Origin of the sequence: Metabacillus schmidteae (assembly GCF_903166545.1) — a bacterium.
GTDB lineage: Bacteria > Bacillota > Bacilli > Bacillales > Bacillaceae > Metabacillus > Metabacillus schmidteae.
This window is the reverse complement of the sequence record NZ_CAESCH010000002.1, coordinates 659,332-685,944: the sequence shown is the minus strand read 5'-3', so window position 1 is coordinate 685,944 and position 26,613 is coordinate 659,332. Positions and strand designations below refer to the sequence as shown.

General features: G+C 36.6%; 27 protein-coding genes and 2 riboswitches. Of the genes, 1 reads left to right on the top strand and 26 read right to left on the bottom strand.

The genetic code is table 11. The features are described 5' to 3' along the window. Nucleotides 1–185 precede the first annotated feature (185 nt). Nucleotides 186–1,130 carry a M23 family metallopeptidase gene (locus HWV59_RS24105; protein ID WP_235991905.1) on the top strand — a complete coding sequence of 315 codons (945 nt, stop codon included), beginning with the start codon at nt 186–188 and terminating at the stop codon, nt 1,128–1,130. A 36-nt stretch (nt 1,131–1,166) separates the two neighbouring features. Here the strand turns inward: HWV59_RS24105 and HWV59_RS24100 are convergent, their stop codons facing one another. The 26 genes from HWV59_RS24100 to HWV59_RS23975 all read right to left on the bottom strand — a co-directional run bounded on the left by HWV59_RS24100 (nt 1,167) and on the right by HWV59_RS23975 (nt 26,438). After that, nucleotides 1,167–1,271: a methionine/alanine import family NSS transporter small subunit gene (locus HWV59_RS24100; protein WP_175640565.1), complete on the bottom strand. Its 105-nt coding sequence runs from the start codon at nt 1,269–1,271 to the stop codon at nt 1,167–1,169. Beyond that, a complete protein-coding gene (locus HWV59_RS24095; protein WP_175640564.1) occupies nt 1,268–2,785 on the bottom strand; it encodes a sodium-dependent transporter in 1,518 nt (505 codons plus the stop codon). The genes HWV59_RS24100 and HWV59_RS24095 overlap by 4 nt, the downstream gene beginning before the upstream one ends. Before the next feature lie 404 nt (nt 2,786–3,189). After that, nucleotides 3,190–4,755 (bottom strand): Na+/H+ antiporter NhaC family protein, encoded by a 1,566-nt coding sequence (locus HWV59_RS24090; protein ID WP_175640563.1) that lies wholly within the window; start codon nt 4,753–4,755, stop codon nt 3,190–3,192. Nucleotides 4,756–4,873: 118 nt separating this feature from the next. Beyond that, nucleotides 4,874–5,052: riboswitch (Lysine riboswitch) on the bottom strand. 75 nt (nt 5,053–5,127) lie between these two features. Then, on the bottom strand, nt 5,128–5,862 hold the full coding sequence (gene yunB, locus HWV59_RS24085) for a sporulation protein YunB (RefSeq protein WP_102228602.1): 735 nt from the start codon (nt 5,860–5,862) through the stop codon (nt 5,128–5,130). A gap of 87 nt (nt 5,863–5,949) precedes the next feature. Beyond that, nucleotides 5,950–6,252: a YunC family protein gene (locus HWV59_RS24080; protein WP_102228601.1), complete on the bottom strand. Its 303-nt coding sequence runs from the start codon at nt 6,250–6,252 to the stop codon at nt 5,950–5,952. A 71-nt stretch (nt 6,253–6,323) separates the two neighbouring features. Continuing rightward, complete coding sequence (locus HWV59_RS24075) at nt 6,324–7,721, bottom strand: bifunctional metallophosphatase/5'-nucleotidase (protein ID WP_175640562.1); 1,398 nt, start codon at nt 7,719–7,721, stop codon at nt 6,324–6,326. A 54-nt stretch (nt 7,722–7,775) separates the two neighbouring features. Next, nucleotides 7,776–8,639, bottom strand: a complete 864-nt coding sequence (locus HWV59_RS24070) for a DUF72 domain-containing protein (protein WP_175640561.1) — start codon at nt 8,637–8,639, stop codon at nt 7,776–7,778. A 114-nt stretch (nt 8,640–8,753) separates the two neighbouring features. Beyond that, on the bottom strand, nt 8,754–10,151 hold the full coding sequence (gene sufB, locus HWV59_RS24065) for a Fe-S cluster assembly protein SufB (protein WP_102228598.1): 1,398 nt from the start codon (nt 10,149–10,151) through the stop codon (nt 8,754–8,756). Nucleotides 10,152–10,191: 40 nt separating this feature from the next. Then, nucleotides 10,192–10,629 (bottom strand): Fe-S cluster assembly sulfur transfer protein SufU, encoded by a 438-nt coding sequence (sufU, locus tag HWV59_RS24060; RefSeq protein ID WP_102228597.1) that lies wholly within the window; start codon nt 10,627–10,629, stop codon nt 10,192–10,194. Continuing rightward, entirely contained in the window at nt 10,622–11,839 is a 1,218-nt protein-coding gene (locus tag HWV59_RS24055) for a cysteine desulfurase (protein WP_102228596.1), read from the bottom strand. Before HWV59_RS24055 ends, sufU begins: the two co-directional genes overlap by 8 nt. Continuing rightward, on the bottom strand, nt 11,839–13,149 hold the full coding sequence (gene sufD, locus HWV59_RS24050) for a Fe-S cluster assembly protein SufD (RefSeq protein ID WP_102228595.1): 1,311 nt from the start codon (nt 13,147–13,149) through the stop codon (nt 11,839–11,841). The genes HWV59_RS24055 and sufD overlap by 1 nt, the downstream gene beginning before the upstream one ends. 14 nt (nt 13,150–13,163) lie before the next feature. After that, nucleotides 13,164–13,949, bottom strand: coding sequence for a Fe-S cluster assembly ATPase SufC (sufC, locus tag HWV59_RS24045; protein WP_175640560.1), 786 nt, complete (start codon nt 13,947–13,949; stop codon nt 13,164–13,166). Between the two features lie 403 nt (nt 13,950–14,352). Then, nucleotides 14,353–14,493, bottom strand: coding sequence for a hypothetical protein (locus tag HWV59_RS24040; protein ID WP_175640559.1), 141 nt, complete (start codon nt 14,491–14,493; stop codon nt 14,353–14,355). A gap of 241 nt (nt 14,494–14,734) precedes the next feature. Next, nucleotides 14,735–15,106 (bottom strand): carboxymuconolactone decarboxylase family protein, encoded by a 372-nt coding sequence (locus HWV59_RS24035; RefSeq protein WP_102228593.1) that lies wholly within the window; start codon nt 15,104–15,106, stop codon nt 14,735–14,737. A 133-nt stretch (nt 15,107–15,239) separates the two neighbouring features. Then, nucleotides 15,240–16,091 carry a MetQ/NlpA family ABC transporter substrate-binding protein gene (locus tag HWV59_RS24030; RefSeq protein WP_175640558.1) on the bottom strand — a complete coding sequence of 284 codons (852 nt, stop codon included), beginning with the start codon at nt 16,089–16,091 and terminating at the stop codon, nt 15,240–15,242. Between the two features lie 11 nt (nt 16,092–16,102). Next, nucleotides 16,103–16,771 (bottom strand): methionine ABC transporter permease, encoded by a 669-nt coding sequence (locus HWV59_RS24025; RefSeq protein ID WP_102228591.1) that lies wholly within the window; start codon nt 16,769–16,771, stop codon nt 16,103–16,105. Beyond that, nucleotides 16,764–17,789 carry a methionine ABC transporter ATP-binding protein gene (locus HWV59_RS24020; RefSeq protein ID WP_175640557.1) on the bottom strand — a complete coding sequence of 342 codons (1,026 nt, stop codon included), beginning with the start codon at nt 17,787–17,789 and terminating at the stop codon, nt 16,764–16,766. The genes HWV59_RS24025 and HWV59_RS24020 overlap by 8 nt, the downstream gene beginning before the upstream one ends. 237 nt (nt 17,790–18,026) lie before the next feature. Continuing rightward, nucleotides 18,027–18,134: riboswitch (SAM riboswitch) on the bottom strand. Nucleotides 18,135–18,391: 257 nt separating this feature from the next. Beyond that, the gene (locus HWV59_RS24015) at nt 18,392–18,709 is read right to left on the bottom strand and encodes an SCP2 sterol-binding domain-containing protein (RefSeq protein ID WP_175640556.1); all 318 of its coding nucleotides are present in this window, start codon (nt 18,707–18,709) and stop codon (nt 18,392–18,394) included. Nucleotides 18,710–18,815: 106 nt separating this feature from the next. Further along, nucleotides 18,816–19,145: a thioredoxin family protein gene (locus HWV59_RS24010; RefSeq protein ID WP_175640555.1), complete on the bottom strand. Its 330-nt coding sequence runs from the start codon at nt 19,143–19,145 to the stop codon at nt 18,816–18,818. A 21-nt stretch (nt 19,146–19,166) separates the two neighbouring features. Further along, nucleotides 19,167–19,514 (bottom strand): toprim domain-containing protein, encoded by a 348-nt coding sequence (locus HWV59_RS24005; protein WP_175640554.1) that lies wholly within the window; start codon nt 19,512–19,514, stop codon nt 19,167–19,169. A 184-nt stretch (nt 19,515–19,698) separates the two neighbouring features. Continuing rightward, nucleotides 19,699–19,935 carry a YusG family protein gene (locus HWV59_RS24000; protein ID WP_175640553.1) on the bottom strand — a complete coding sequence of 79 codons (237 nt, stop codon included), beginning with the start codon at nt 19,933–19,935 and terminating at the stop codon, nt 19,699–19,701. A gap of 58 nt (nt 19,936–19,993) precedes the next feature. Continuing rightward, nucleotides 19,994–20,377, bottom strand: a complete 384-nt coding sequence (gcvH, locus tag HWV59_RS23995) for a glycine cleavage system protein GcvH (protein ID WP_102228585.1) — start codon at nt 20,375–20,377, stop codon at nt 19,994–19,996. A gap of 123 nt (nt 20,378–20,500) precedes the next feature. Further along, nucleotides 20,501–20,860, bottom strand: a complete 360-nt coding sequence (locus HWV59_RS23990) for an arsenate reductase family protein (RefSeq protein WP_102228584.1) — start codon at nt 20,858–20,860, stop codon at nt 20,501–20,503. A 151-nt stretch (nt 20,861–21,011) separates the two neighbouring features. Continuing rightward, nucleotides 21,012–22,796: an acyl-CoA dehydrogenase family protein gene (locus HWV59_RS23985; RefSeq protein WP_175640552.1), complete on the bottom strand. Its 1,785-nt coding sequence runs from the start codon at nt 22,794–22,796 to the stop codon at nt 21,012–21,014. A gap of 63 nt (nt 22,797–22,859) precedes the next feature. After that, entirely contained in the window at nt 22,860–24,035 is a 1,176-nt protein-coding gene (locus HWV59_RS23980; protein WP_175640551.1) for an acetyl-CoA C-acetyltransferase, read from the bottom strand. An 18-nt stretch (nt 24,036–24,053) separates the two neighbouring features. Continuing rightward, nucleotides 24,054–26,438 carry a 3-hydroxyacyl-CoA dehydrogenase/enoyl-CoA hydratase family protein gene (locus HWV59_RS23975; protein ID WP_175640550.1) on the bottom strand — a complete coding sequence of 795 codons (2,385 nt, stop codon included), beginning with the start codon at nt 26,436–26,438 and terminating at the stop codon, nt 24,054–24,056. Between the last annotated feature and the right edge of the window lie 175 nt (nt 26,439–26,613).

The window sequence follows — 26,613 nt, the reverse complement described above, 5'->3', positions numbered from 1 at the left end:
AATAGCTATTGAAAACCAAACTATAAAAAGAAACTTATGGGTACTGATTCATTAGTTTTCCTTATTCCGAGTAAAACAATCTATCGGCTGTTACCAAAAGAATATAAGGAAAGGAGCTCATTACTGTGAAAAAAGTGGGAACACTCATTATCATCTTTATGGTGATTCAACTTTCAGTTCAAACGATGGTCTTTGGAGCTGAAAAGACAGATCAACTAAAAGAAAACGAAAAGCTAATGAGCTTATATAAAAAAGTTGAAACCGTTACATCTATCCCATGGTATGTACTAGCTGCTGTTGATCAATATGAAAGAAATGTTCGTCACTCAAGGAAGGATATCCCCAAAGCAGAAGGATCAATTGAAATATATATTAAACCGGAAGTATGGGCGGGTCCTTTAAATCCAAATTTAGATGATAAAAATCCTGCTAGTATAGGACTCTTTGGTGGAATTGGTGAAGATGGAAATGGAGACAAACTTGCCGATCCAAAAAATGATGAAGATGTTTTATATTCATTTGCCCATTACCTGCAATCTTATGGATCTGACTTAGAAAACTTAAAGATAGGCTTATGGGATTATTACCAACGCGACCAAACTGTTGGGATTATTTTAGGTCATTTAAAATTGTATAAACAATATGGTCATTTAGATCTAGGCAAGCATACCTTCCCTGTTCCGCTTGGTCATAATTTTAGTTATAAAAACACATGGGGTGATGCCCGCGGCTGGGGAGGCAGAAGAATTCATGAAGGAACAGATATTTTTGCCAACTATGGTGTTCCTGTAAAGTCCACATGTTATGGAGTCATTGAAATGAAGGGGTGGAACCGCTTCGGAGGCTGGAGAGTTGGAATTCGTGATATCGACAATACTTATCATTATTTTGCTCACCTAAATGGTTTTGCAGACGGCCTTAAAGTAGGACAGATTGTAGAGCCTGGTCAGTTAATTGGATCTGTAGGAAGCTCCGGCTATGGTCCTCCAGGAACAGCAGGAAAGTTCCCACCGCATTTACATTATGGATTATATAAAGATAATGGTCGAACAGAATGGTCATTTGATCCTTTTCCACATCTTAAATCATGGGAAAGAGCTGATCGAGCTGAAAGACGAAGAAAAAAATAAGAGGCTGAATTCTATAACAATCAGCCTCTTTTCTTATTATTTTCTTTTCGATTTTACCACAGCATTCGTAATACTTGCTGCCATTCCGCCCCATATAATGACCATACCAATAATCATCATTGCAATTGCACTTCCACTCATGACTGTGATGCCCCCTTGTTCTTTGACGTAGAAAGTGATTGATCAACTTTATTTCGTTTAATTGTGAATAGAACACCAACTAGCATGGCGCCAATTGCTACAGTCCATCCCCAGCTAAATAAGAATCCTAAAGGGTAGTCTCCGTACGGTGCTGTTAAGTTGTTACGCAGATTATCAAACATCATATAGCCTAACACAATTGGTGTAATGACACCCAAGCAAATTCTCCACCATGCTCCAATTTGAATATCAGACATTGAGTTTGCATGAGATTGAAGATTTTTAAGTTCTTTAACAAACCAAGCAATTGCAATTACTTCAAATAAACCTGCCATTGCTACACCGAATTGATTAATAAAATAGTCGACTGAATCTAGGAAGTATAAACCGCCTTTGGTTGCAAAAATTAAAGATACTAAAGCTGATAACCCTCCACCAAATGCAACAGCTTTTGTTCTTGATACATTGAACTTTTCTTGCACACCTGCTACAAATGTTTCCACAATTGAAATTAAAGATGATAAGCCTGCAAGTACTAACGAGCCAAAGAATAAAAATCCAAACAGTCCATTAAGAGCTGGGAACTCGTTAATAATTTGCGGAAATACAACGAATGCTAAACCTACACCAGCTGACACGACTTCACTAACTGGAACACCCTGTTGTGCTGCCATAAATCCTAGTGCACTGAATACTCCAATACCCGCTAATAATTCAAAGGCTGAGTTACTGAAGCCTGTAATAAATGCGTTATTTGTAATATCTGATTTTTTCGGTAGGTAGCTCGAATAAGTAATCATAATAGCAAATGCGATTGATAAACTAAAGAATATTTGACCGTACGCTGCTACCCAAACTTTACCATCAGCAATTTTGCTCCAGTCAGGCTTAAAGAAAGCATCTAACCCTGCTGCAGCTCCTTCTAGCGTTAATGCACGAACAACGATAATACCAAATAAAATAACTAGTGCCGGAATGAAAATTTTGTTCGCTACTTCGATACCTTTTTTAACTCCTGCAAAAAGAACACCTAATGCAACAACCCAAACAATGACCAATGGTATCAGTACTCCTGGTACTAACCCTCCAAATTGTCCAGGTGTTTCAGCCAATTGTAAATATTCACCAAATAAGAATCCTTCTGTGTCTGATCCCCAGTTTAAATTGAAAGAGAACACTGAATAAGACATGGCCCACGCAATAATAACTGCGTAATAAGTTGATATAACAAATGAAATGGCAACTTGCCACCAACCAATCCACTCAGAACCTTTGCTCATTCTTCCTAAAGACATAGGAGCTGAACCGCGATATTTATGACCGATTGTAAACTCCATAACAAGTAATGGGATACCAGCCGTTAAAAGTGCGAATAAGTATGGAATGAAGAATGCTCCTCCTCCATTTTCATAAGCTGTTGCCGGGAATCTCCAAATATTACCTAAACCTACTGCAGAACCAACGGCCGCTAAAATAAATCCTGCCCTTGTCCCCCACTGTGGGCGATTTTCCATAGTTTTTCCTCCTCTTTTGTTTCTCTTTTTTAAAAAGTGGAAACAATTAGAAATTAATTAATTTTCTGATTATTTATTTTAATCTATACATAGTATAAATGGACTTTATTCCTATGTCTATAAAAAATTTTGAAAAAATACTATTTTAAGATGATATTTTCAGAAATTTTAAATAGTTCAAAAGAAATATGGAAATAGTTTATACACCATATTAATTTTTAATCATTTTCTTTATTTATTTAGCTCATAAAAGTGTAGAAGGAATTTTTCACTTAAAAAATACTTTTACTATTTACCATTTTTATCATAATACTTTTTTTTCTTACAGCTAAATTACTATTGAATTCATAATAAATCATTAGAAGAAATTGGATACTCTTCTGGAAACCAACAAAAAGAGAGAGCTAAGCCCTCTCTTTAACCACTTGTTTTTGTTTTCTTGCTAGTATGGTAATGAATGCGCCCAACAATAGAATAATACTTATAAACCCAATAATACTGCTTCCTGTTAATCCTAAAACGAGATAACCGATCGCAGCTATTCCACCACCAGTTATTGCATACGGCAACTGTGTCATCACGTGATCGATGTGGTGACTCCCTGCACCTGTCGAGGATAGGATAGTTGTATCGGAAATCGGTGAACAATGGTCTCCGAGTACTGAACCTGCAAGAACTGCTGCCATTGCCGGAAGTAGCATATTAATATCCGTTGCAGCTGTAATTTCTCCTGCAATTGGTAGCATAATTCCAAATGTACCCCAAGATGTTCCTGTTGCAAATGCCATAAATGCAGCGAGAACAAACATAACTACCGGTAAATAAGATAGATTTAAGTTAGATTTTTCTACAAGTCCTGCCAGATATTCACCAGTACTCAATTGACCGATAAGATCTACGATAACCCATGCAAATAATAGAATATAAATGGCCGGCAGCATGGATTTAATTCCTTCTTTCAATGCTAAAGGTAAATAATTACCTTTAATTCCTCTCGCTAAAAACAAGATAATGGTAACAACTAAGCCAAAAAGACCACCATATAATAGTGAAGCAGATACATCAGTGTTCTCAAAAATGGTGAAGATTGTTACATCTGTTTTATCTTCAATCGCACTATATCCTGTATACAACATAGATGCAACAGTCCCAATAATGAGAGATATGATTGGCCAAACAAGGTTGCCAACTGTCCCTTTGTCACTTGATGGTAAGTCTTCTTTCACATCACCAAGTACCTCTTTCGATGGATCAACAACTTGTCCTGTCTCAATTGCTCGATTTTCGTGGACTTTCATTGCACCGATATTTATGTTAAACATAGCAACAGCAAAAACTAAAATAAGCGCTGCAAACACATAATAATTCATCGGAACCAGCATCATAAAAGCGCCAAGAGGAGTATATTCTGTTACTCCATGTGTTGTTAAAATTGTCGCAATCATCGCGATAATATAGGCTCCCCAACTAGAAACAGGAGAAATTACACAAACTGGTGCAGAAGTTGAATCAATAATATAAGCAAGTTTTGCTCGTGAAACTTTTTGGCGATCTGTAATTGGACGACTAACTTGTCCAACTGCAAGTGCATTAAAATAATCGTCAATAAAGATTAAAATTCCAAGAAACGCTGCTGTTAATTGTGCACCAGCACGGGTCTTCACACGTTTTTGAGCCCACTCTCCAAAAGCACGGCTTCCACCTGAGATAGAAATAAGGGCTGTAATGATTCCTAAAAGAAGTAAAAATAGGAGAATGTAAACATTCCATGTATTCAATTCACCATCAGAAATAAAGATAGCCTTAATTGCCTCTAAGATTACTAATCCTGAATCAGTAATTGAAAAATCTTTAAGGATTAAAGCTGCGGAAACAATTCCGACTCCAAGAGAAAGTAAAACTCTTCTCGTTATAACGACCATTAATATGGCAATAATAGGTGGAATAATAGAAAAAATAGTGCCTGACATGATGCAAAAAAGCCTCCCGTATTTTATTATGGAAGGCTCTGACGTTGATAGTTGAGTAATAATAGAAAATAACGATCATTACTCTTGTTTTTAGAATAATGCTATGTTATCCTCCATCTCGATCAGTAGCCCTCCATTATAGATTTCTATAATGACAGTATTACCTTTATTTAAAGTAATACCAGCAAATGCAACCTGACTAGCAAACATTTACTTCGGCAAAAAACCCTTTCCAATATGATCTTCGATGTCATACTCACATATTGTACTCTTGTTTTTTGCGCCTCTACCTCATCATGAGATAAGGTGATGAAAGGTCAATATTTATTTAACATAAATCATTCTACTAGAATAGTTTAATAAGTACAACTATTATTTTTTTGGTAATTCTATGGAATGGTCTGCACCTTCGTCACCACTGTTATAATATTCAGGTACTTCTCCTTGCTCGGTTTGAATCACAACCGGAATCGTATTTACTGCTTTTACCACATCTGTAGCAAACGGAATGACTACCTGTACACTTACCTCTACAAATATACCGATCTCATGAACGGCATTATTAATTCCATATTCCTTTGTCGATGTTTTAATATCAGTAAATACATCTCCTATTAAATAGTACTCAATTGGTATTCCAGGTCCGAGTGTACTTAATATAGAGTTTCCTGTGATCTTACCTAAAGGAATTTCATAAATGATTCCATTATCTCCGTCTGTGTTAGGTGTCATTCCATGGAAATTATTCCTCTCTATTTCACCGAGCTTTTTTGTGACATTATCGGTTACTCTTTTCTTAACCATTGCAACAGCTCGTTGATTAAATGTAAATGAATTTACATTTCCTTCAGAGTCCTTATCAATCTTAACTAAATTCTCTTGTTCCTCATTCGTCATAATTTCTTCTTCAACCGCATCATGAATGATTGTGGTTGCTACTTTATTCGCCTCTAACTTTGCAATTTTCATCATCGTGGATTCAATCTGGACATTTACAATCCAAAAGCTGACAGAGGTTAGTAATATAAAAATAACACATGTTAATAATACAACATATCGAAAAGGTAAAGGCCCTCTACGCGGGCGTCGTCCGCGAAATTTAGCCAAAACAAATCCCTCCTTTACAAGCTATGTTTATGCATGTATGGAGGGATGTACGCTAATTTTTTATTTTATTTTTCTCTCGAAGTTGCCCTATATCATCTTAAGTAAAGCATCTTTTCCTTTTGTTCCAACGGTAATTCCACGTGTTTCAGCCTCATATGTGACTGATTCTAAAGGTGCCTCAAGAAGCTGTTCAATTGTGCGAACCCCTACAGCACGCCCTGCAATAATTCCCCTATCTTTAAGCTTTTCATTTAATAAAGCGACATCAAGTGCGCCGCACATAATATATCCCTTTTCGTTTGTTATTGCCATAAAATTTGTCTTTGGCAATGCAACCGTAATAGCAGTAAATTGGTTTCCATCAATGACAATTGGTGTCATAGTCACCATCTTCTCTACACTCCTTTCTTGTTATATTTTTATGAACTAAGAAAGGATACGTGTAGATAATTGCCTATACTTTAGTTGGATTTCCTGCCTAATTTCCAGGCTAATAAATCTCGCAGAAGTTCAGGCATATAGAAGATTTTCTTTTCAGCATGACTGATTTCGGGAAATAATGGACCAAGTGTGAACATGTCAATTGTTGCGACTCCATAAATGCGATCTTCTTGGATCGGTTCACCGTTTATGAAGATATCTGTTACATGCTCTTTTCCATCCAGTAACACTTTCATACGGACGTCAATCCCTTCAAATACCATTCGTCCCATTACTTTTCCTCTAAATCCTAATCCCTTTAACTTTAATTGTTCCATCTTTTCATCTCTAGATTGGACAATTACTTCTTTCAATACATCTCCTTTTAGGAAAACTTTGCAAGGATTAATAGGATGCGGACAAATACGATGAAGATCCTTTCTTGTCACAGGTCCTACTTGCAGAGGTTCTAAAATGATTCCCGAATTCACCATCGCTACTTCACCATCACACCACTCCTTAATGGCTTGTACAAGAAGCTTTGGAAAAGTAGAGTCATGAAACCAATCAAGAGATAAATTTTCGCTAGATATACCGACAACTTCTGAAAGAATTTGATCACTACTCATACTCATTTGCTGTAACCACTGGACAGTCTCTTTACATACCTTCTTTTCGTGTTCCATAGGATAAAGAGTTGCTTTATGAGTCTGGATCTTTTTTTCTTCTGTATTAATAGTTAAGGATATATGACCAATATATTGACCGTATTTTCCAGCTCCCGCTATAAGAGTTTGGTTAATTTCTTTTCCCTCTGGGAGCACATGATGAGTATGTCCACCTATGATGACATCAATGTCCGGAAACTCATTTGCAATGATTTCATCATCACTAATTCCTAAATGGGAAAGTAGAATAATGATATCTACTTGATCCCTAACCTGCTGAATCGTTTCTGTTAAACTTTGAAAAGGATCTTTTATTTTCCAGCCTAATAATTCATAAAACTTCTCATAAAAGACAGTTACACCTAATAAAGCCATTTTCATACCATTATGTAAAGTTACTATATGATATGGGACTACCCATTTCGGTCTTTCTCCTAACTCAGTATACAAATTTGAAAGAATGACCGGAAACTGTGCTTGCTCATAAAGTGTGTCAAGATCATCATGTGAAAACGTAATTCCTTCGTTGTTTCCAATTGTCACAGCATCATACTCTAAATGGTTTAATAAGTGAACATTCGCCTTGCCTTTTGTTGCCTCGGTAATTGGATGAAATCGATCTGCATGATCGCCAATGTCGAGTAAAATCATTTGTTCCTGCTGCTCTTTGTGATCGTTCTTTTTTGTCTTAAGAAACTGAACAATAGAAGGCCAGTTTTCAAAATGACTATGTAAATCGTTCGTATGATATAGGTGGACTGTCTCTAACATATTCCTCTCTCCTTATTTCATATGCCAGCTACACGAGGCCACACAAAGATTATCTTAGTCTTCATCTGAAAACAAGCTTAATTGTTTTTCAGCAAGTCCTGAGTAATGTATTCCAAGTAGTGAAATCATCATCTTTGCATTCTCTGCAGCGTCACCACCAGAGTTATTATTAAAAAGCATAAAGATCGTCTCTGTATGGCTTTTGATTTTTGATAGATGCTCTTGCCATTCTTGTAATTCCTGTTCATTATATTTGTATAAATATCGTACATCCCGCCAATCATCACCGTTTGCAGGCTTATTCCAGCCATAAACATTACGACCATGAAGTCTTATTAAGGTTTTATGAGGATTTGTAGGATGTAATACGGTGGGTATGGATCTTTCACCAGCTTGCGGTTCATCGACGATGCTATGAATCCAGTCCTCCATCTCCATAAATTGCAAGGTTTTTTCATAGTACGTTGGTGAAAACCAGGATCGATTTCGAAATTCAAGCGCAACCTCTGTATCCCCCATTTTTTCTCTGCACCATTTTAAATATTCTACATTCTCTTTTGTACATGAAAACCATGGTGGAAATTGAAAAAGTACCATTGCAAGCTTTTTAGATGCTTTTAATGGCTCTAATGACTTTAGATAAGCATTGAACATGTCGATTTTATGATCAAAAGGAATCTCACCACGAAGATGCCCAGTCATCCCTTGATAGGCTTTTGCAATAAATTGAAAACCTTCTGGTGTATCTCTGACCCATTTTTCCATATTACGCTCAGGTTGAATAGCATAAAATGTAGAATCAATTTCGACCGTTGGAAAATGAGCAGCATATTCCTGTAATTTTGTTGTTGTATTTGAGTTAACGTAGAGAGAATCGTGATCTCCCCAGCCAGTTAATCCTATTTGAATGGTTGACATTCTAAAATCACCCTGGGATAAAGTTTTAGATTACCTACTCATACTATACCATGACTGGAAAAGATAGAAAAACGGGACCGACACAATTGTCAGTCCCGTTTTATTTATTTGATATTAACCGATAGAACCTTCCATTTCAAACTTAATCAGGCGGTTCATTTCAACTGCATATTCCATTGGAAGCTCTTTTGTAAATGGCTCAATGAAGCCCATTACGATCATTTCAGTTGCTTCTTCTTCTGAAATACCACGGCTCATTAGATAGAATAATTGCTCTTCTGATACTTTCGATACTTTTGCTTCGTGCTCAAGTGAGATATTGTCGTTTAAGATCTCGTTGTATGGAATTGTATCAGATGTTGATTGGTTATCCATGATAAGTGTATCACATTCAATATTTGATCTTGCTCCTTCAGCTTTACGTCCGAAGTGAACAATACCACGGTATGTTACTTTACCACCTTGTTTTGAGATGGATTTAGATACGATTGTTGATGATGTGTTTGGAGCAAGGTGTATCATTTTAGCTCCTGCATCCTGGTGTTGTCCTTTACCAGCTAGGGCAATTGATAATGTCATACCTCTTGCACCTTCACCTCTAAGGATAACAGCAGGATATTTCATTGTTAATTTTGAACCGATGTTACCATCAATCCATTCCATTGTTGCATTCGCATCACAAACAGCGCGCTTTGTAACAAGGTTAAATACGTTGTTTGCCCAGTTTTGGATTGTCGTATAACGGCAGTATCCACCATCTTTTACAATGATTTCAACAACTGCACTGTGAAGTGAGTTTGTTGTGTAAACTGGAGCTGTACATCCTTCAACATAGTGAACATGTGCGCCTTCATCAACAATGATTAATGTACGCTCAAATTGCCCCATGTTTTCTGAGTTAATACGGAAGTAAGCTTGTAATGGAGTATCTACTTTTACACCTTTTGGTACATAGATGAATGATCCACCAGACCATACTGCTGAGTTTAATGCAGAGAACTTATTATCTGCCGGTGGAATAACTTTTCCGAAATGCTCGCGGAAAATATCTTCGTTTTCTTTTAGAGCTGTATCCGTATCTTTAAAAACTATTCCAAGCTCTTCAAGATCTTCCTTCATGTTGTGATAAACAACCTCTGATTCATATTGAGCTGATACACCAGCTAAATACTTTTGTTCAGCTTCTGGAATACCTAATTTATCAAATGTAGCTTTGATTTCTTCAGGTACCTCATCCCAAGAGCGTTCCGATTTCTCAGAAGGTTTTACATAATACGTAATTTCATCGAAATTTAATGACGCCATATCTCCGCCCCATTGTGGCATTGGCATATTATAAAAATGCTCTAATGATTTCAAACGGAAATCAAGCATCCATTGTGGCTCATTTTTCATACGAGAAATTTCTTCTACGATCTCTTTCGTTAATCCTCGTTCAGAACGGAAGATGGAAACATCCTTGTCAGCAAAACCATACTTGTAATCGCCGATTTCAGGTGCCTTTTTTGCCATCTACATTCACTCCAATCCATTTAGATTTAGTAGCGCAAAATTATTCGTTGCCTTCTTTTACGCCTTTTTCCATTGCTTTCCATGCAAGTGTCGCACATTTAATACGAGCAGGGAATTTTGCAACTCCCTGTAATGCTTCAATATCACCTAAGTCGATATCATCATCATATTCTTTACCAAGCATCATATTCGAAAAGATTTCAGAAAGCTTTAATGCTTCCTCTAATTTTTTCCCTTTAATGGCTTGTGTCATCATAGATGCTGATGACATTGAGATAGAACATCCTTCTCCTTCGAATTTTGCATTTTTTACCACATCATCCTCAAGATCAAGTGTTAAACGAATGCGATCTCCACAAGTAGGATTGTTCATATCGACCGTTAGGCTATTATCTAGAATCCCTTTGTTACGAGGATTTTTATAATGATCCATAATCACTTGACGATAAAGTGTATCTAGGTTTACGTGGTTAGACATTACTGAAGTACTCCTTTGTCTTTTTAATACCTGCAACTAATTTATCCACTTCTTCTTCTGTGTTGTACAGGTAAAAACTAGCTCTTGCTGTTGCAGAAACCTTTAGCCATTTCATTAAAGGCTGTGCACAATGGTGACCTGCACGTACAGCAATTCCCTCAGCATCTAAAACCGTTGCAACATCATGGGGATGAACATCGTCAATATTAAATGTTACTAACCCCGCACGATGTTTAGGTCCGTAGATGGTCATTCCGTCAATCTGACTTAATTGTTCCAGAGCATACTGAGCTAGTTTATGCTCATGTGCTTCAATTGCTTCTAATCCGATATCCTCTAGAAAATCAATCGCAGCACTGAGTCCAATAGCACCAGCAATAATTGGCGTCCCAGCTTCAAACTTCCAAGGAAGCTCTTTCCATGTTGACTCTTGTAATCCAACAAAGTCAATCATTTCTCCGCCAAATTCAACTGGTTCCATATTTTCCAGTAGCGCCCTTTTACCATAAAGTACCCCGATTCCTGTTGGACCACACATTTTATGTCCTGAAAAGGCATAAAAATCACAATCTAAATCGCGTACATCAATTTTCATGTGAGGAGTACTTTGAGCACCATCAACAACCATTACAGCCCCATTTTTATGGGCAATTTCAGTGATTTCCTTAATCGGATTAATTGTTCCGAGTACATTTGAAACAAGCATAACTGAAACAATTTTTGTATTAGCTGTAACCGTTTCTTCAACATCCTTAAGATCAATTGTTCCATCTTCTTGTAAAGGAATGTATTTCAATGTGGCTCCAGTAATTTTTGCTACTTGTTGCCAAGGAATTACATTTGCGTGGTGCTCCATATACGTAATGACGATTTCGTCACCTTCTTTTACGTTAGTAAGCCCATAGCTTTGCGCAACAATGTTTAACGCTGTAGTTGCACCACGAGTAAAAATGATTTCCTGCATTGACTTAGCATTAATGAATCGTCTTACCTTTTCACGTGCTCCTTCATATCCGTCAGTCGCTTTCGTACCTAACGTATGAACTCCACGGTGAACATTGGAATTGTACTCTTTATAGTAAGTTGATAAAGCTTCAATAACAGCAATTGGCTTCTGAGATGTTGCGGCACTATCTAAGTAGACAAGATCGTTGCCGTTTACTTGTTGATTTAGGATCGGAAAATGGGCACGAATATCATGGATATTCATTACTTAACTTTCCTTTCAATAACCTCAACTAACTGCTTCTTCACGCCTTCTATTGGAAGCTCTTTAACAACCGGTGCTAAGAAACCATGAATGACTAAGCGCTCAGCTTCTACTTGAGGAATACCACGACTCATTAAATAATAAAGCTGAATCGGATCAACACGACCAACAGAAGCGGCATGACCTGCTGTTACATCATCTTCATCAATTAATAAAATTGGGTTTGCATCCCCACGTGCTTTTTCACTAAGCATTAGAACACGTGACTCTTGTTCTGCGTTAGATTTTGTTGCACCATGTTCAATTTTACCGATACCATTGAATATTGAAGAAGCACTATCCTTCATCACACCATGCTTTAAAATATAGCCTTCTGAGTGCTTACCAAAATGAACTACCTTTGTTGTAAAGTTTTGCTTTTGCTCGCCACGACCAACAACAACTGTTTTTGTATCACCGAAAGACCCGTCACCCATTAGGTTTGTCACATTCTCAGAAATTGTGTTTCCATCATTCATTAAGCCTAAAGCCCATTCAATGCGTGAATCACGACCAGCAACTCCACGGCGGTTAACATATGTTGTCACACCATTTGCTAATGTGTCTACTGCCCCGTAAGTAACACGAGCATTCGTATTAGCAAACACTTCTGAAATAATGTTAAATACACCTTCAACCTTTTCTACTGTTGAAATATAGTTTTCAACATAAGTAACTGAACTGTTATCATCTGCTACAACGATCACATGGTTGAATAATGTTGTATTCGGGTTATCATGTACGAACACCGCTTGAATTGGTTCTGCAACTTCTACGTTCTTAGGTACATAAACAAATACTCCACCATTAACAAGAGCAGCATGTAAAGCTGTTAAGCGATGCTCGTCAACTTTAACGCCATCTTTCATAAAATATTTTTGCATTAAATCAGAATGTTCTTTTGCTGCTGTGTGAATGTCAGTTAAGATCACACCTTGATCTTTTAATTCAGTTGATAATGAAGTAAATGCAGCTGTATTGTTAACTTGAATATATAGGTTTTTGTTCGTTGATTCCAAATCGATTAAAGATTTTACATCTTCATGTAAATCATTAAGAGAATCCAGTTTTTGACTTTCAACCGTATGTTCTTTAAAGTTTGTGAAATTCCATTTATCAATTTTTGTTTTATCTGGTTTTGGCATTGGAAGATCCTCTAGTTTTGCAAGAGCTTGTAAGCGAAGATCTTTTAGCCAATCTGGTTCACCAAGCTTACTAGAAAAGCTTGTGACATAATCCTGATTGATCGTTAATGTTTCCATACGTCTCATACTCCCCCTTACAATTATGCTTCTTGCCCAACAGTTTCGTCTTCAATACCTAGTTCTTGCTTAATCCAGTCATATCCTTCTGCTTCTAAGCGTTGTGCTAGCTCAGGACCACCTGATTTTACTACACGTCCCTGCATCATGACATGTACTTTATCAGGAGTAATGTAGTTTAATAAACGTTGGTAGTGAGTGATCATTAAGCAGCCGAACTCTTCATTACGCATTTTGTTAATTCCTTTTGCAACGATCTTTAATGCATCAATATCAAGACCAGAATCGATCTCATCTAAGATTGCAATTTTCGGTTCAATCATCATTAACTGAAGAATTTCGTTACGCTTTTTCTCTCCGCCAGAGAATCCTTCATTTAAGTAACGTTGAGCCATATCTTGATCCATTTCAAGATCTTCCATGTTAGCATCCATTTTACGGATGAACTTCATTAGAGAAATTTCATCACCTTCTTCTCGACGTGCGTTAATAGAAGAACGTAAGAAGTCAGCATTTGTTACACCACTGATTTCACTAGGATATTGCATAGCAAGGAATAGACCCGCACGAGCACGCTCGTCTACTTCCATTTCCAATACATCTTCACCGTCTAATGTGATGCTGCCTTGTGTGACTTCATATTTTGGGTGACCCATAATTGCTGAAGATAAAGTAGATTTACCTGTTCCGTTTGGTCCCATGATTGCGTGGAACTCTCCGCCTTTTATTTCAAGATTTACACCTTTAAGAATTTCTTTCCCATCAATTTCTACGTGTAAATCCTTAATGATTAATGTAGAACCTGCCATATTGAAAACCCTCCATGTTATATAAAGTTTACTAATTCTCAATTTATTCTCATTCTAATATTATAACAAATGAAAAGTGAACACAACCTTTATGAAATCTCGTCGAAAAATGTCGTGTAAAATTTGCTTGTCATTCTTTTATTTTGCACTCCATGATATGTAGATAGAGAAATTAGCCAGTTTCTACTATATAACACATTTCTCTGTGAATCTACCCTTTAGATACCTTGTTTATTTTCTTCCTTTATATAAAAAAACATTCTCTTAGTGTTGATTTTTATTACAATTAAAATAAATAGACAGAACGAATTCAGTTGTTTATCCAGGTCCTTTCGAATAACCTTGCTTTATTCATATAAAAAGAAGAATCAGTAGCAACCACTGATTCTTCTATCTATAAAACCTACTTTTTCATTTTTCTTTCAATATCAGCATAAATCAATTGACTTTTCCGGTAATCTTCTTCACGACTCATTTCAACATCCATGCGCTTATCATGCTTTCTAGCATATTCTGCATATCCCATTCCGTGAGATTGATGCATCGCTTTTTCCATTTCCGACGTATAATTCAGGTCGATTGAAGCGTGATTCGAGTGAATAGTGAATCAATCCTTTCAGCTAATTATTGTTTACGTAAATAAGCATAACAATAATTTTCATACTACTCAAAGTTCGTAAGATAATCTGACAAAACATCCAGTCCGATTATCACTTGTTTTGTTAGATTATATTCACTATTCACTTTTTTCCTCATCGATTCTCTAGTTTCCTCAAGATTCTTGATTATTGTTTTAGTTGGTTAAGCTCCTGAATACATTCCTGCACAAGTGTAACGGCCTGGCTCATCGCAGCTCCTCCGCCGAAAGCTGCTGTAACACCAACTGCTTCTAAAATTTCATCTTCACCTGCTCCATTATCAAGACATCCTTTAGCATGGTAAATAATACAGTATTCGTCTTGGGTATTGATCGCAATTCCCAAAGCAATTAAATGCTTTTCTTTTTTAGAAAGTTTCCCTTCTTTAAAACATGCCTCTGTAAATGCATTATAATGTGTTGCAATGTCCGGCATTTTTTGAGTGAACATACCTAAACCCATTTTATATTCATGTAAAGCAGCTTCAGTAGAGGTCATAAGTTCTTCATTTTGTTCCATTTTTCACAGCTCCATTTCACCTTTTTTCACGGTTAGTATGCTTATTACATGAAAAATGTATTCAAGTTAAAGATATGGGTAATAAAGAAAAAATGCTGACAACGAATGATCGTTGTCAGCATTTTTATAGACATTACTCTCCTTGTGTAGCAGAGATAACAGAACCTTTGTATTTAGTTTCAATAAACTCTTTGATTTCATCTGATTGAAGAACTTCAACTAGAGCTTTAATTTCTTCTCTATCTTCATCACCTTCGCGAACAACAAGTAAGTTCACATATGGATTGTTTTCAGGTGACTCAAGTGCGATTGAATCTTCCGCAGGGTTTAAATCGGCTTGAAGAGCGAAGTTACCATTGATTAGAAACGCATCTGCTTCATCATTTTCATATGCTTTTGTTAACATAGGCGCTTCGATGTCTGCTTCAAATTCTAAGTTTTTAGGATTCTCTGCAATATCTTCAAGAGTTGCTGCTGTTTTATCAACGCCCTCTTTTAACGTAATTAACCCTTTTTCTTCTAACATTGAAAGCATACGACCATGGTCTGCTACAGAGTTACTCATAATAATTTTAGCACCATCAGGAAGATCATCTAATGATTTATGACGTTTTGAATATACACCGATTGGCTCAATATGAACGCCGCCAGCACTTACAAATTTGTAACCATTATCTGCAATTTGAGATTTTAAGTATGGCTCATGTTGGAAGTAGTTAGCATCTAAATCTTCAGATTCTAAAGATTTATTAGGTAATACATAGTCTGTAAATTCTTCAATTTTTAATTCAATACCTTTTTCCTCTAAAAGTGGTATAGCTTCCTCTAAAATTTCAACGTGTGGAACTGGTGAAGCACCCACTGTTAATGATTTTGTTTCACCTTCGGCACCTTCTGTTGCGCCTTCCCCTTGATCTGCTCCACCGCAAGCAACAAGTGCAGCCGTTAGGATGGTTAAAATCATAGCTAATAATGTCTTTTTCATTCTTTTTCCTCCTATCGTTTATCGATTGATTTAGTTATGATATCTCCAATAAATTGGATAATAAACACAAAAATTAAAATAATAATAGTTGCTACTAACGTCACTTGGTTATTTCCTCTATTAAATCCTTCCATAAAGGCAAGATTTCCAAGTCCACCTGCACCAATAGCACCAGCCATTGCTGTATAACCAATTAATGCGATAGCTGTAACTGTAATTCCTGATACTAAAGCAGGCATTGATTCAGGTAATAGCACTTTGAAAATGATTGTACTTGTTTTTGCGCCCATTGATTTAGCAGCCTCAATTACGCCTTTATCAATTTCTCTTAGGGCAATCTCTACCATACGACCATAAAATGGAGCTGCACCAATAATTAGTGCCGGCAATGCTGCATTAACTCCTAATATCGTCCCCACAATTGCTTTCGTAAAAGGTAATAATAAGATAATTAAGATGATAAATGGAATTGATCGAAAAATATTAACGATTGCTGCAACCAGATTATTAATTAACTTGTTTTCCCATATGTTTCCCTTAGCCGTTAAAAATAATAATAATCCAAGAAGAAGTCCCAAAATAAATGTAGCCAGGACTGACCAAGTCGTCATATAGATTGTTTCATAGGTTGATTCCCAAACCTTTTCCCAGTTCACTTCAGGTAAAAGCTGTTCAAGCATGTGCAATCACCTCTACTTCTACATGCTGTCCGTAAATAAACTCCAATGCTTTGTTAATTTCCTGCTCATCACCATCAAGGTGAATAAATAAGTTACCATAAGAACCGCTTTGAGTCTGTGCAATTTTTCCTTGAAGAATATTTACTTCTAAATCAAATTGTCGAATTAAATTAGAGATCAACGGCTGCTCAGCCGCTTCTCCAACAAAGGTAAGTTGAATAACTTTTCCTTTTGGATATAACTCTAATAAATGAGCTACAACTTCATTTGTCTCTTCAGGTTCTGTTACCTGCTTAACAAAGCGCTTTGTTATTTCCTTTTGCGGGTTTTTAAATACATCCAGAACTTCACCCTGTTCCACAACTTCCCCATTCTCCATTACCGCAACGCGATGGCATATCTTACGAATGACATGCATTTCATGCGTAATGAGAACAATTGTTAACCCTAAACGCTTATTAATATCAACTAATAAGTCTAAGATAGAATCAGTTGTTTGAGGATCTAATGCAGATGTAGCTTCATCACATAATAATACTTTTGGATTATTTGCTAGTGCTCTTGCAATTCCCACACGTTGTTTTTGCCCACCACTTAATTGTGACGGATATGCATTTTCCCGGCCTTCTAAACCTACAAGCTTAATAAGCTCATCAACACGCTTTAGTCGTTCAGATTTTTTTACACCTGCAATTTCTAATGGAAATGCGATATTCTCTCGAACTGTTCTTGACCATAACAGATTGAAGTGTTGAAAAATCATGCTTATTTCTAATCGAGCTTTACGTAATTTTGCTCCAGAAATTGAGTCAATTTGACTTCCAGCAACATTTACTTGACCACTAGTTGGTCTTTCCAGCCCATTTAAAAGACGAATCAAAGAACTCTTACCAGCTCCACTGTAACCAATAATTCCAAAAATCTCGCCTTTTTCTATTTCTAAATTTACATTGTTAACAGCCTGAACCTGACCTGCTTTTGTTTTATATATTTTATTGACATTTGCTAATGTAATCATCCTGTCACCTTCTTTCTCATTACTCTTAAGAAAAGCGCAAGCGCCTTGATCAGACCCGACAAGCATAAGGCGATTTGGAATAGAAGGCGTTCTTTGCCTTCAATTCCAAATTGACTAGACCCTAGAGGGGCTAGGCGCTGGAGCTAGACACCTAAACTAAGTACAAAACAAAAAAAGTCTGATACTAAAATAAAAAACCTTTCTACTAATGAGCAGAAAGGCACTGTTAAATCCTTTCTCTCATCTCTCAAAGCAACTGCTTTGTGTGAATTGGCACCATTTCAACATTGTGTTGATGGTTGCCGGGCTTCGTCGGGCACTTCCCTCCACCTCTCTTGATAAGAGCATCAATATATAAATTTAATTAAATAGCGATTTTTAAATACGAGTGTGATTGTATCATGTGATAAAAATTTATGTCAATTAAAAATGTTTTGTTATAAAATTTAAAAAATTCAGTATCTTGCGATGTATTCACCCTTTAAAAAAAAGTTTTATTTAACATAAAAAAGGACGACAAGAATATCATCCTTTTTCAGCTTCTATTTTTTATTTAACAATTGGTCTAAATTTCGAGTTAATAATTCAAGTAATGCTTTGATTTATTTTAATTTAATTAACGCATCAAGTTTTAGAAAATCGCGGTAGGATCCTTTAATCTTTATACACCCAAGTGAAATTAATTGCTTTAAGCTAATTTTATTTTCCAACATCTCCTTAATATCTTGTTCTTCTCCTTCAATATAAAAATCCACATTAGACGGTCGGGAAGCTAATACATTTGAATTTTTTGAAGAAAGTTCAAGAAAGTAGCTGGACTTATTAGTAGCTTTAATTTCAACTATTAGGTTTCTATTCGTTAAGATTGGTTTTATAAAATCCGCTTTATTTATACTTATAATAAAGTCAGTGATAAACATAAAAAAACCTCCCGATATCAATTAGTTACTTAACTAATTTCATTTTTAATCGGGAGAATCCTTTAAATATATCTCGACAGTTTCTGCCTTTCCTGTGGAAACCACTCTATTTCCCAAGAAATATGTCATCTTTTCTATTATATTGTTTTATAAGATCATAAAGATATCCCACTGACTGAAACGCATATACTCTTTCCATTATTTTTCCATCTTTAAATATAAGCAAGCATGGTACACTTTCAATTCCCAATTCTTTCGCTTCTTCTGGATAATAATTTAAATTAATAGAATGAATATCTAAATCTGGAAGTAATTCATCTACAACAGTGAGCATTTTTTTAGCAACCTGACATGTACCACACATTGGAGTATATAAATACATTATATAAATACCTTCGTTTAATATTGTAAGCTGTTTTTCCTTCCACTCAATCATAACCTAACTTTATGCACCCTTCTAAAGAAATTTAGCATTTACATCTATATTAGCACTAAGCAGGACTGATGCAACATGATGATCAGGCGCTGTTGCTACCTCACGATAAGCCCTGTCAATATAGATGTGGGATGCTTCAGGAAATTCTCTTTTAAATTGTTTACGCAAACGGTCTCCTGCATCATCTGAATCCACTAAAATATACACATCTTTAAGGAATAACTCGTCAATTAATTCATCCATTTTTGTTATACTGATGGTACCATTTGTGCAAATGATTTCTATTGGTTCACATATTACATTTAACACTTTCTTTTTATCTGATTTACCTTCAACAATTAATACTTTTTCAACCTCAACTAACGACATAACCATCACCTAATTCTAAAGTAAAAAGTCTTTTCTATAACGTATTCGATTTGTCGAGGTTGTTTCCCTTTAATTTCATGTTTTTTCTTAATCAGTATCAAAAACATGAAAAGAAAACGACCAATTTATATAAAGAAATAAGTTCAAAAAAGCAGTGGTGCTAGCCACTGCTTTTGCTTTAGCATTAACACCAGCCATTTTCATCGTCACAGTCGACATATTTTTGATCTGGTTCAGATACTACATCTGCAATTTGGTAAAAGCGGCTATCATTAAATTCGTAACCTGCTTTCAAATCATAATTATTTTCTGAGACCATTTGGCCGATTTTTTCTTTTTCCAGATAAAGATTCAACTGCCCATCACCAAATTTACCGACAACTCGATCAGTTATATCTAACCTTTTTTTTTGAATAGACATATGGACACCCTCCTTTACCTTACTTATAGGGTGTCCATATTTTATTACATCATGCTTATTAGTCTTGATTTGTCTTTTCTTCGTACTGTTCAGCAGTCATTAACTTTTCAACATCAGCAATATCTGAAGGTTCAATGACAACCATCCATGCTTTTTCATATGGTGATTCATTTACAAACTCAGGGCTATCATCAAGATCTTCATTGATTTCAACAATCTTACCACTGATAGGTGCATAAAGTTCAGAAACTGTCTTAACTGATTCAACACTTCCAAATGGCTCGTCCGCTTTAATATCGTCTCCAACTTGTGGCAGTTCGACGAAAACGATATCACCTAGTTCTGATTGGGCAAAATCAGTGATGCCAATTCGAACTTTATCTCCCTCAACTTTTACCCACTCATGCTCTTCTGAATAACGAAGTTCTTTAGGTGTGTTCATGTTCTCATACCTCCAGGATTCTTTTCTTTTTCATGTCATGAAATCGTTATATTACTTTAATTTCTAACCTAGTTAATTACTTCTGTTTTAGCAGTTTTTTAATACTGTTGCAAGGGATATCTGTTAATTCCCCCAAGTTTCAGCAAATTGTTCTTCCTTAAAACCTATTGTTACCTTTTGATCTCCAACTGTAAGCGGTCGTTTCACTAACATCCCATTAGATGATAATAGGTCAAGCATATCCATTTCTGACATTGCTGTTAATTTATCTTTGAGCCCAAGCTCTCGATATTTCTGACCACTTGTGTTAAAGAATTTCTTAAGTTCTACCCCGCTCTTTTGATAGATACTTATTAGTTCTTCTTTGGAAGGCGGGTTTTCCACAATATGTATTTCATTAAAATCAATGTTATGTTCTTCTAACCACTTTTTAGCTTTTCGACATGTCCCGCATTTAGGGTACCAATAAAAATCTAATGCCATTTGTATCACCTCCGACTCCCCTATAAATACACTCTTATTGAATTTATCTTATCACAGATTTTTGTCGAAGCATAATTAGGAATATCCTATTTTGGTTTAATAAATTTTTTTACAATAAAAGGGACAATCACACTGATTGCCCCCTTACTTTTTATGCTAAATAAGCATTTTTATCAATAATCGTTGCTGCGATTTCTCTTTTCTTTCCGATAACATTAATCGGTGTGTATCTAGTGAATTTACGTAAAGCTGATAACATCATACGCAAGGAATCACCTGTTTCAACTGCAATTAGTGATTCTTTTGCATGAGCCTCAATTTCATTAAATGCTTCCTGACAGTATACTTGAGTGTAAAGAAGCTTTTGCTTATTTTTTTCTTCACCAGTTTTTGCAATCGCCTTTTCTGTCCGAAGGATCGCTGATTCCATTGCATACACATTGCTCACTATGTCTGCTATATTCACTAATACTTCCTGTTCCTTTTGTAGTTCTTTTCCATATTTTTGAGCTGCAAGACCAGCAATTAATACGCCTATTTTTTTTGCATTTTTCAAAAGATATTTTTCTTGTTCCAGTGTTCCATCTCCAACTTCCTCAGGCATTAGCATCATTAACTCTTCTTGTAAGCTTTGTGCTTTCTGGAATAAAGGTAATTCTCCTTTAAGTGCTTTTCGTAAATAAGTTCCTGGTACTAAAAGACGGTTAATTTCATTTGTTCCTTCAAAAATACGATTTATACGTGAATCCCGGTAAACACGCTCCACTTCATATTCCGCCATAAAGCCGTATCCACCATGAATTTGTACCGCTTCATCGACAACATAATCAAGTGTTTCTGAGCCAAATACTTTATTTAACGAACACTCGATTGCATATTCAGCGATAGACTTAGCTACTTCTTTTCCATCCTTAATTTCCTCATCTGTCAGGCGGCTCATACGGTCTTCAAAAAGACCAACTGTGCGGTAAACAGAGCTTTCCATTGCATATGTTTTAACAGCCATATTAGCTAGTTTTTCTTGAATAAGGGAGAAGCTTGATATTGGTGTTTTGAATTGCTGGCGTTGATTCGCATATTGAACAGCAACATCGACCATTCTTTTTGAACCGCCAATTGTTCCAACTGCAAGTTTATATCGACCAATGTTTAATATGTTAAATGCAATTACATGCCCTTTCCCCAGCTCTCCTAGTAAGTTTTCTTTTGGCACAAGCGCATCCTCTAAAATAACTGTTCTTGTTGATGAGCCTTTTATCCCCATTTTCTTTTCTTCAGGTCCGGTGGACACTCCCGGAAAGTCTCTTTCAACGATAAAGGCTGAGAAGTGCTCTCCATCGACTTTCGCATATACGATAATGACATCAGCAAAACCTGAGTTTGTGATCCATTGCTTTTCACCATTTAACACATAATGTGTGCCTTCCGCGTTTAATCTTGCCGTCGTTTTTGCTCCTAATGCATCAGATCCTGAACTAGGTTCTGTTAGGGCATATGCTGCAATTTTTTCACCTGTTGCAAGTTCAGGTAGGTACTTCTTTTTTTGCTGATCATTTCCAAATAAAACGATCGGTAATGAACCAATACCTACATGTGCACCAAAGGAAAGGGAGAAGCTTCCTGCTCTTGAAATCTTCTCTGTAATAAGAGCAGAGCTTATTTTATCTAAACCGAATCCACCGTATTCTTCGGGAACATCTGCCCCTAATAAGCCAAGTTCTCCAGCCTGCTTTAACAGGTTTACTGATTTTTCAAATTGGTGGTTTTCAATATCATCTAAATGTGGTAAAACCTCGTTTACTGTGAAATCTTCTGTTGTTTTTGCAATCAGTTTCTGTTCATCTGTGAAGTCCTCTGGAGTAAACATACGATCATATGAAATATCTTCAATTAAGAAGCTGCCACCTTTAATCACTGAATTCGTTGCTTTTGACATGAAAAATTCCCCCACCTTTTCGTTATCGTAAATCCATGATCTTTTAATCTAACAAACTCCCAATTAGACTAATTCAAATACTCCGGCAGCCCCCATTCCTCCGCCGATACACATTGTGACAACGCCAAATTGCTGATTTCTTCGCTTCATTTCATGAATAAGTGAAAGGGTGAGCTTCGTACCAGAGCAGCCAAGTGGATGTCCCAATGCAATCGCTCCACCATTCACATTTACCTTCTCCTCATCAAGTCCCAGTTCACGAATAACCTGAATGGATTGAGAGGCGAAAGCTTCATTTAACTCAAATAAACCAATATCCGAAAGCTCAAGCCCTGCATATTTTAGTGCCAATGGAACAGCAGCAACCGGACCAATACCCATTACCTCAGGTGGAACACCTGCAACTGCAAATGATCTAAATTTTGCCATTGGCTCGAATCCATGAGATTCAGCCTTTTCCCGATCCATTAACATGACAGCCGCAGCACCATCACTTGTTTGTGATGAATTTCCGGCTGTAACAGATCCTTTTACAGAAAAGGCCGGCTTTAAGGTAGCTAAAACTTCTGATGTTGTATTCGCGCGAACCCCTTCATCTTGACTAAAATGAATAACACTTTCCTGAAGCTTGTGATCAGCTCCTACCGTTCGAACATTAACTTCCACAGGGACAATTTCATCAACAAATTTTCCTTCTTGAATGGCTTTTGCTGCCCGCTGATGGCTTCTTACAGCAAAAGCATCTTGTTCTTCACGAGATATCCCATATTTTGTTGCTACTTGTTCTGCAGTGTGCCCCATTCCCATATAGTATTCAGGTGCTTCTTCAGCTAGTTTTGCATTTGGTCGAACCACATGCCCCATCATTGGCACAAGGCTCATAGATTCAGCTCCTCCAGCTATAGTGGTATCCGAATGACCGAGCATAATCTTTTCTGCACCATATGCTATTGATTGTAGGCCTGAAGAGCAATATCGATTAATTGTAATGGCAGGAACCGCATAAGGAAGTCCGGCTAAAGCTCCTATATTTCTCGCCATATTTAAGCCTTGCTCAGCTTCAGGCATAGCACATCCTATAATTAAATCATCAATATTTCCTTCATATTGACCAGCTCTTTTTAACGTTTCCTTTACAACTAAAGCACCTAGATCATCCGGTCGCATATTAGCTAACGTCCCTTTTTTCGCTCTACCAACAGGTGTTCTAGCACCAGCTACAATGACTGCTTCCCGCATTTACCCAACCTCCTTTTATTAGTTTCTAAGCGGCTTTCCTTTTACGAGCATGTGCTGCATTCTTGCTTGAGATTTTCTTTCAGCAACTAAACTTAAGAATGCCTCTTTTTCTAAATTTAATAGGTATTGCTCATCAACCTCTGTTCCAAATGGAACTTTTCCTCCTGCTATTACAAACGCCAACTTCTTCGCAATTTTTAAATCATGATCTGATATATAACCTGAAAGGTACATAGACTGGGCTCCGAGTAATAGCGTTGCATAACCTGTTTCACCTACAACGGGAATTTTCTTTCTCATTGGAGGTCGATATCCTGCATCATATAGAGAGATGACACGTTGCTTTGCATCATGAATGAGGTGGTCACTGTTTATACTTATATGATCATGTTTATTTAAAAATTGGTTTCGCTTCGCTTCAGCTGCAGATGAGGATACTTTTGCCATTGCAATTGTTTCAAATACTTTATTGGCAACAGATTGTAAATCAAAGTCCACACCTTTTGGCATGTTGTTTAGTTGTTTAATATAGAGTTCTTTATTTCCTCCTCCGCCAGGAATTAATCCAACTCCAACTTCCACTAACCCCATATATGTTTCACTTGAAGCTTGGATGCTGCTTGCCGGAAGACAAATTTCAGCTCCACCACCTAATGTCATCCCGAACGGTGCTGCAACAACCGGTTTTTGGCTATATTTGATTTTCATCATCGCTTGTTGAAACTGCCTGATTACCATTTCAATTTCAAACAGATTATCGTCCTGTGCCTCCATTAAAATCATGCCAAGATTGGCGCCGACACAAAAGTTCTTACCTTGATTTCCAATCACAAGTCCTTTAAAGTTTCTCTCTACTTCAGCAATTGAAAAATTAATCATCTGAATAATATCAAGTCCGATCGCATTATTTGGTGAATGAAACTCTAATAATGCCACACCATCTCCTAAGTCAACCAGGCTTGCACCACTGTTTTTCTTAATTACTCCATGGATTTCTTTATGATGTTTTAGATTTATCACGTTTGGATTTTGCTTTACTTGTCGATAATCACCATCAGTATAATAAAACAGTACACCGTTTTCTTTTCTATAAAATGTACCATAGCCATTCCCAAGCATTTCCTTAATCCAAGCTGGCACCTTATAGCCCTGATGTTCCATTAGTTCTACTGATTTTTCAATGCCTATAGCATCCCATAATTCAAACGGGCCTAATTCCCAACCGAAGCCCCATTTCATTGCCTGGTCAATCGCTGTAACATCATCAGCAATATCACCTAAAAGCTCTGCTGAATAAATAAGTGTAGGAATTGTAATCCCTCTTAGTAATGCTCCTGCACGATCTTCCGCATATATAAGCGCTTTCAATTTATTTTCTAATCCCTTTGCTTGCTTTGCCTGTTCAACCGATGGTGCCAGTAATTTTTTTCGTTCCTCATATTGAAATGTTTCAGGATTCAATTCAAGAATGTCTTTCCCTATTTTTTTATAAAATCCTTGGCCGATTTTACTGCCAAGCCACTTATTATCAAGCATTTTTTGCATAAATTCAGGGATATCAAATATTTCCTTTTCTTGTCCATCTACCTGTTCATATACATTTTTTGCGACATGTGCAAATGTATCAAGACCTACGACGTCAAGTGTGCGAAAAGTTGCACTCTTCGGTCTTCCAATTAGTGGACCTGTAATCGAATCAACCTCTCCAACACGATAACCGCCCTTTAACATTTCTTGAACAGTTACTAATAATCCATAAGTACCGATTCGGTTGGCAATAAAGTTTGGTGTATCTTTCGCTTCAACAACACCTTTACCTAGTACATTCTCTCCAAATGCTTTCATGAATGATAGGATTTCTTGATCGGTGTCTTTTGTTGGTATCACTTCTAACAGCTTTAAGTATCTTGGGGGGTTAAAGAAATGCGTTCCTAAAAAGTGCTTTCGGAAGTCATCTGAGCGTCCTTCTGACATGGCCTCTACAGAAATTCCAGAGGTATTTGAACTAACGATGCTACCTTTTTTTCTATATTGATCTACAAGAGTAAAGATCTTCTTCTTTACAACAAGATTTTCGACTACAACCTCAATAATCCAATCTACTTCACCAAGGCGATGCATGTCGTCTTCAAAATTACCTACCTCAATACGCTCTAAATGGCTCTTGTCTGTTAAAGGTGCCGGTTTTTGTTTTAGAAGTTTTTGTACAGCTGTTTGCCCTAATCGGTTTCTAACTGCCTTATCTTCAATGGTTAGACCTTTTTTTACCTCATCTTCATTTAATTCACGAGGTACAATATCTAGTAATAAAACAGGGATGCCGATATTTGCTAAATGTGCTGCGATTCCTGAGCCCATTACCCCAGAGCCTAATACTGCCGCTCTCTTTATACGGTGGACCATACATTCTCCCCCTCTTTTTGAATGAATACTCATTCATTTTATTCTGAAAAAAAATGACTTCATATGAATGAGGTTCTTTATTATTAATATAAAAGATTTGAATCACTACTTCAATAGATTTATCACATTTTTTCCTAAATAATCACGCCCTACATTGGACAAGTTAATCTTTAGG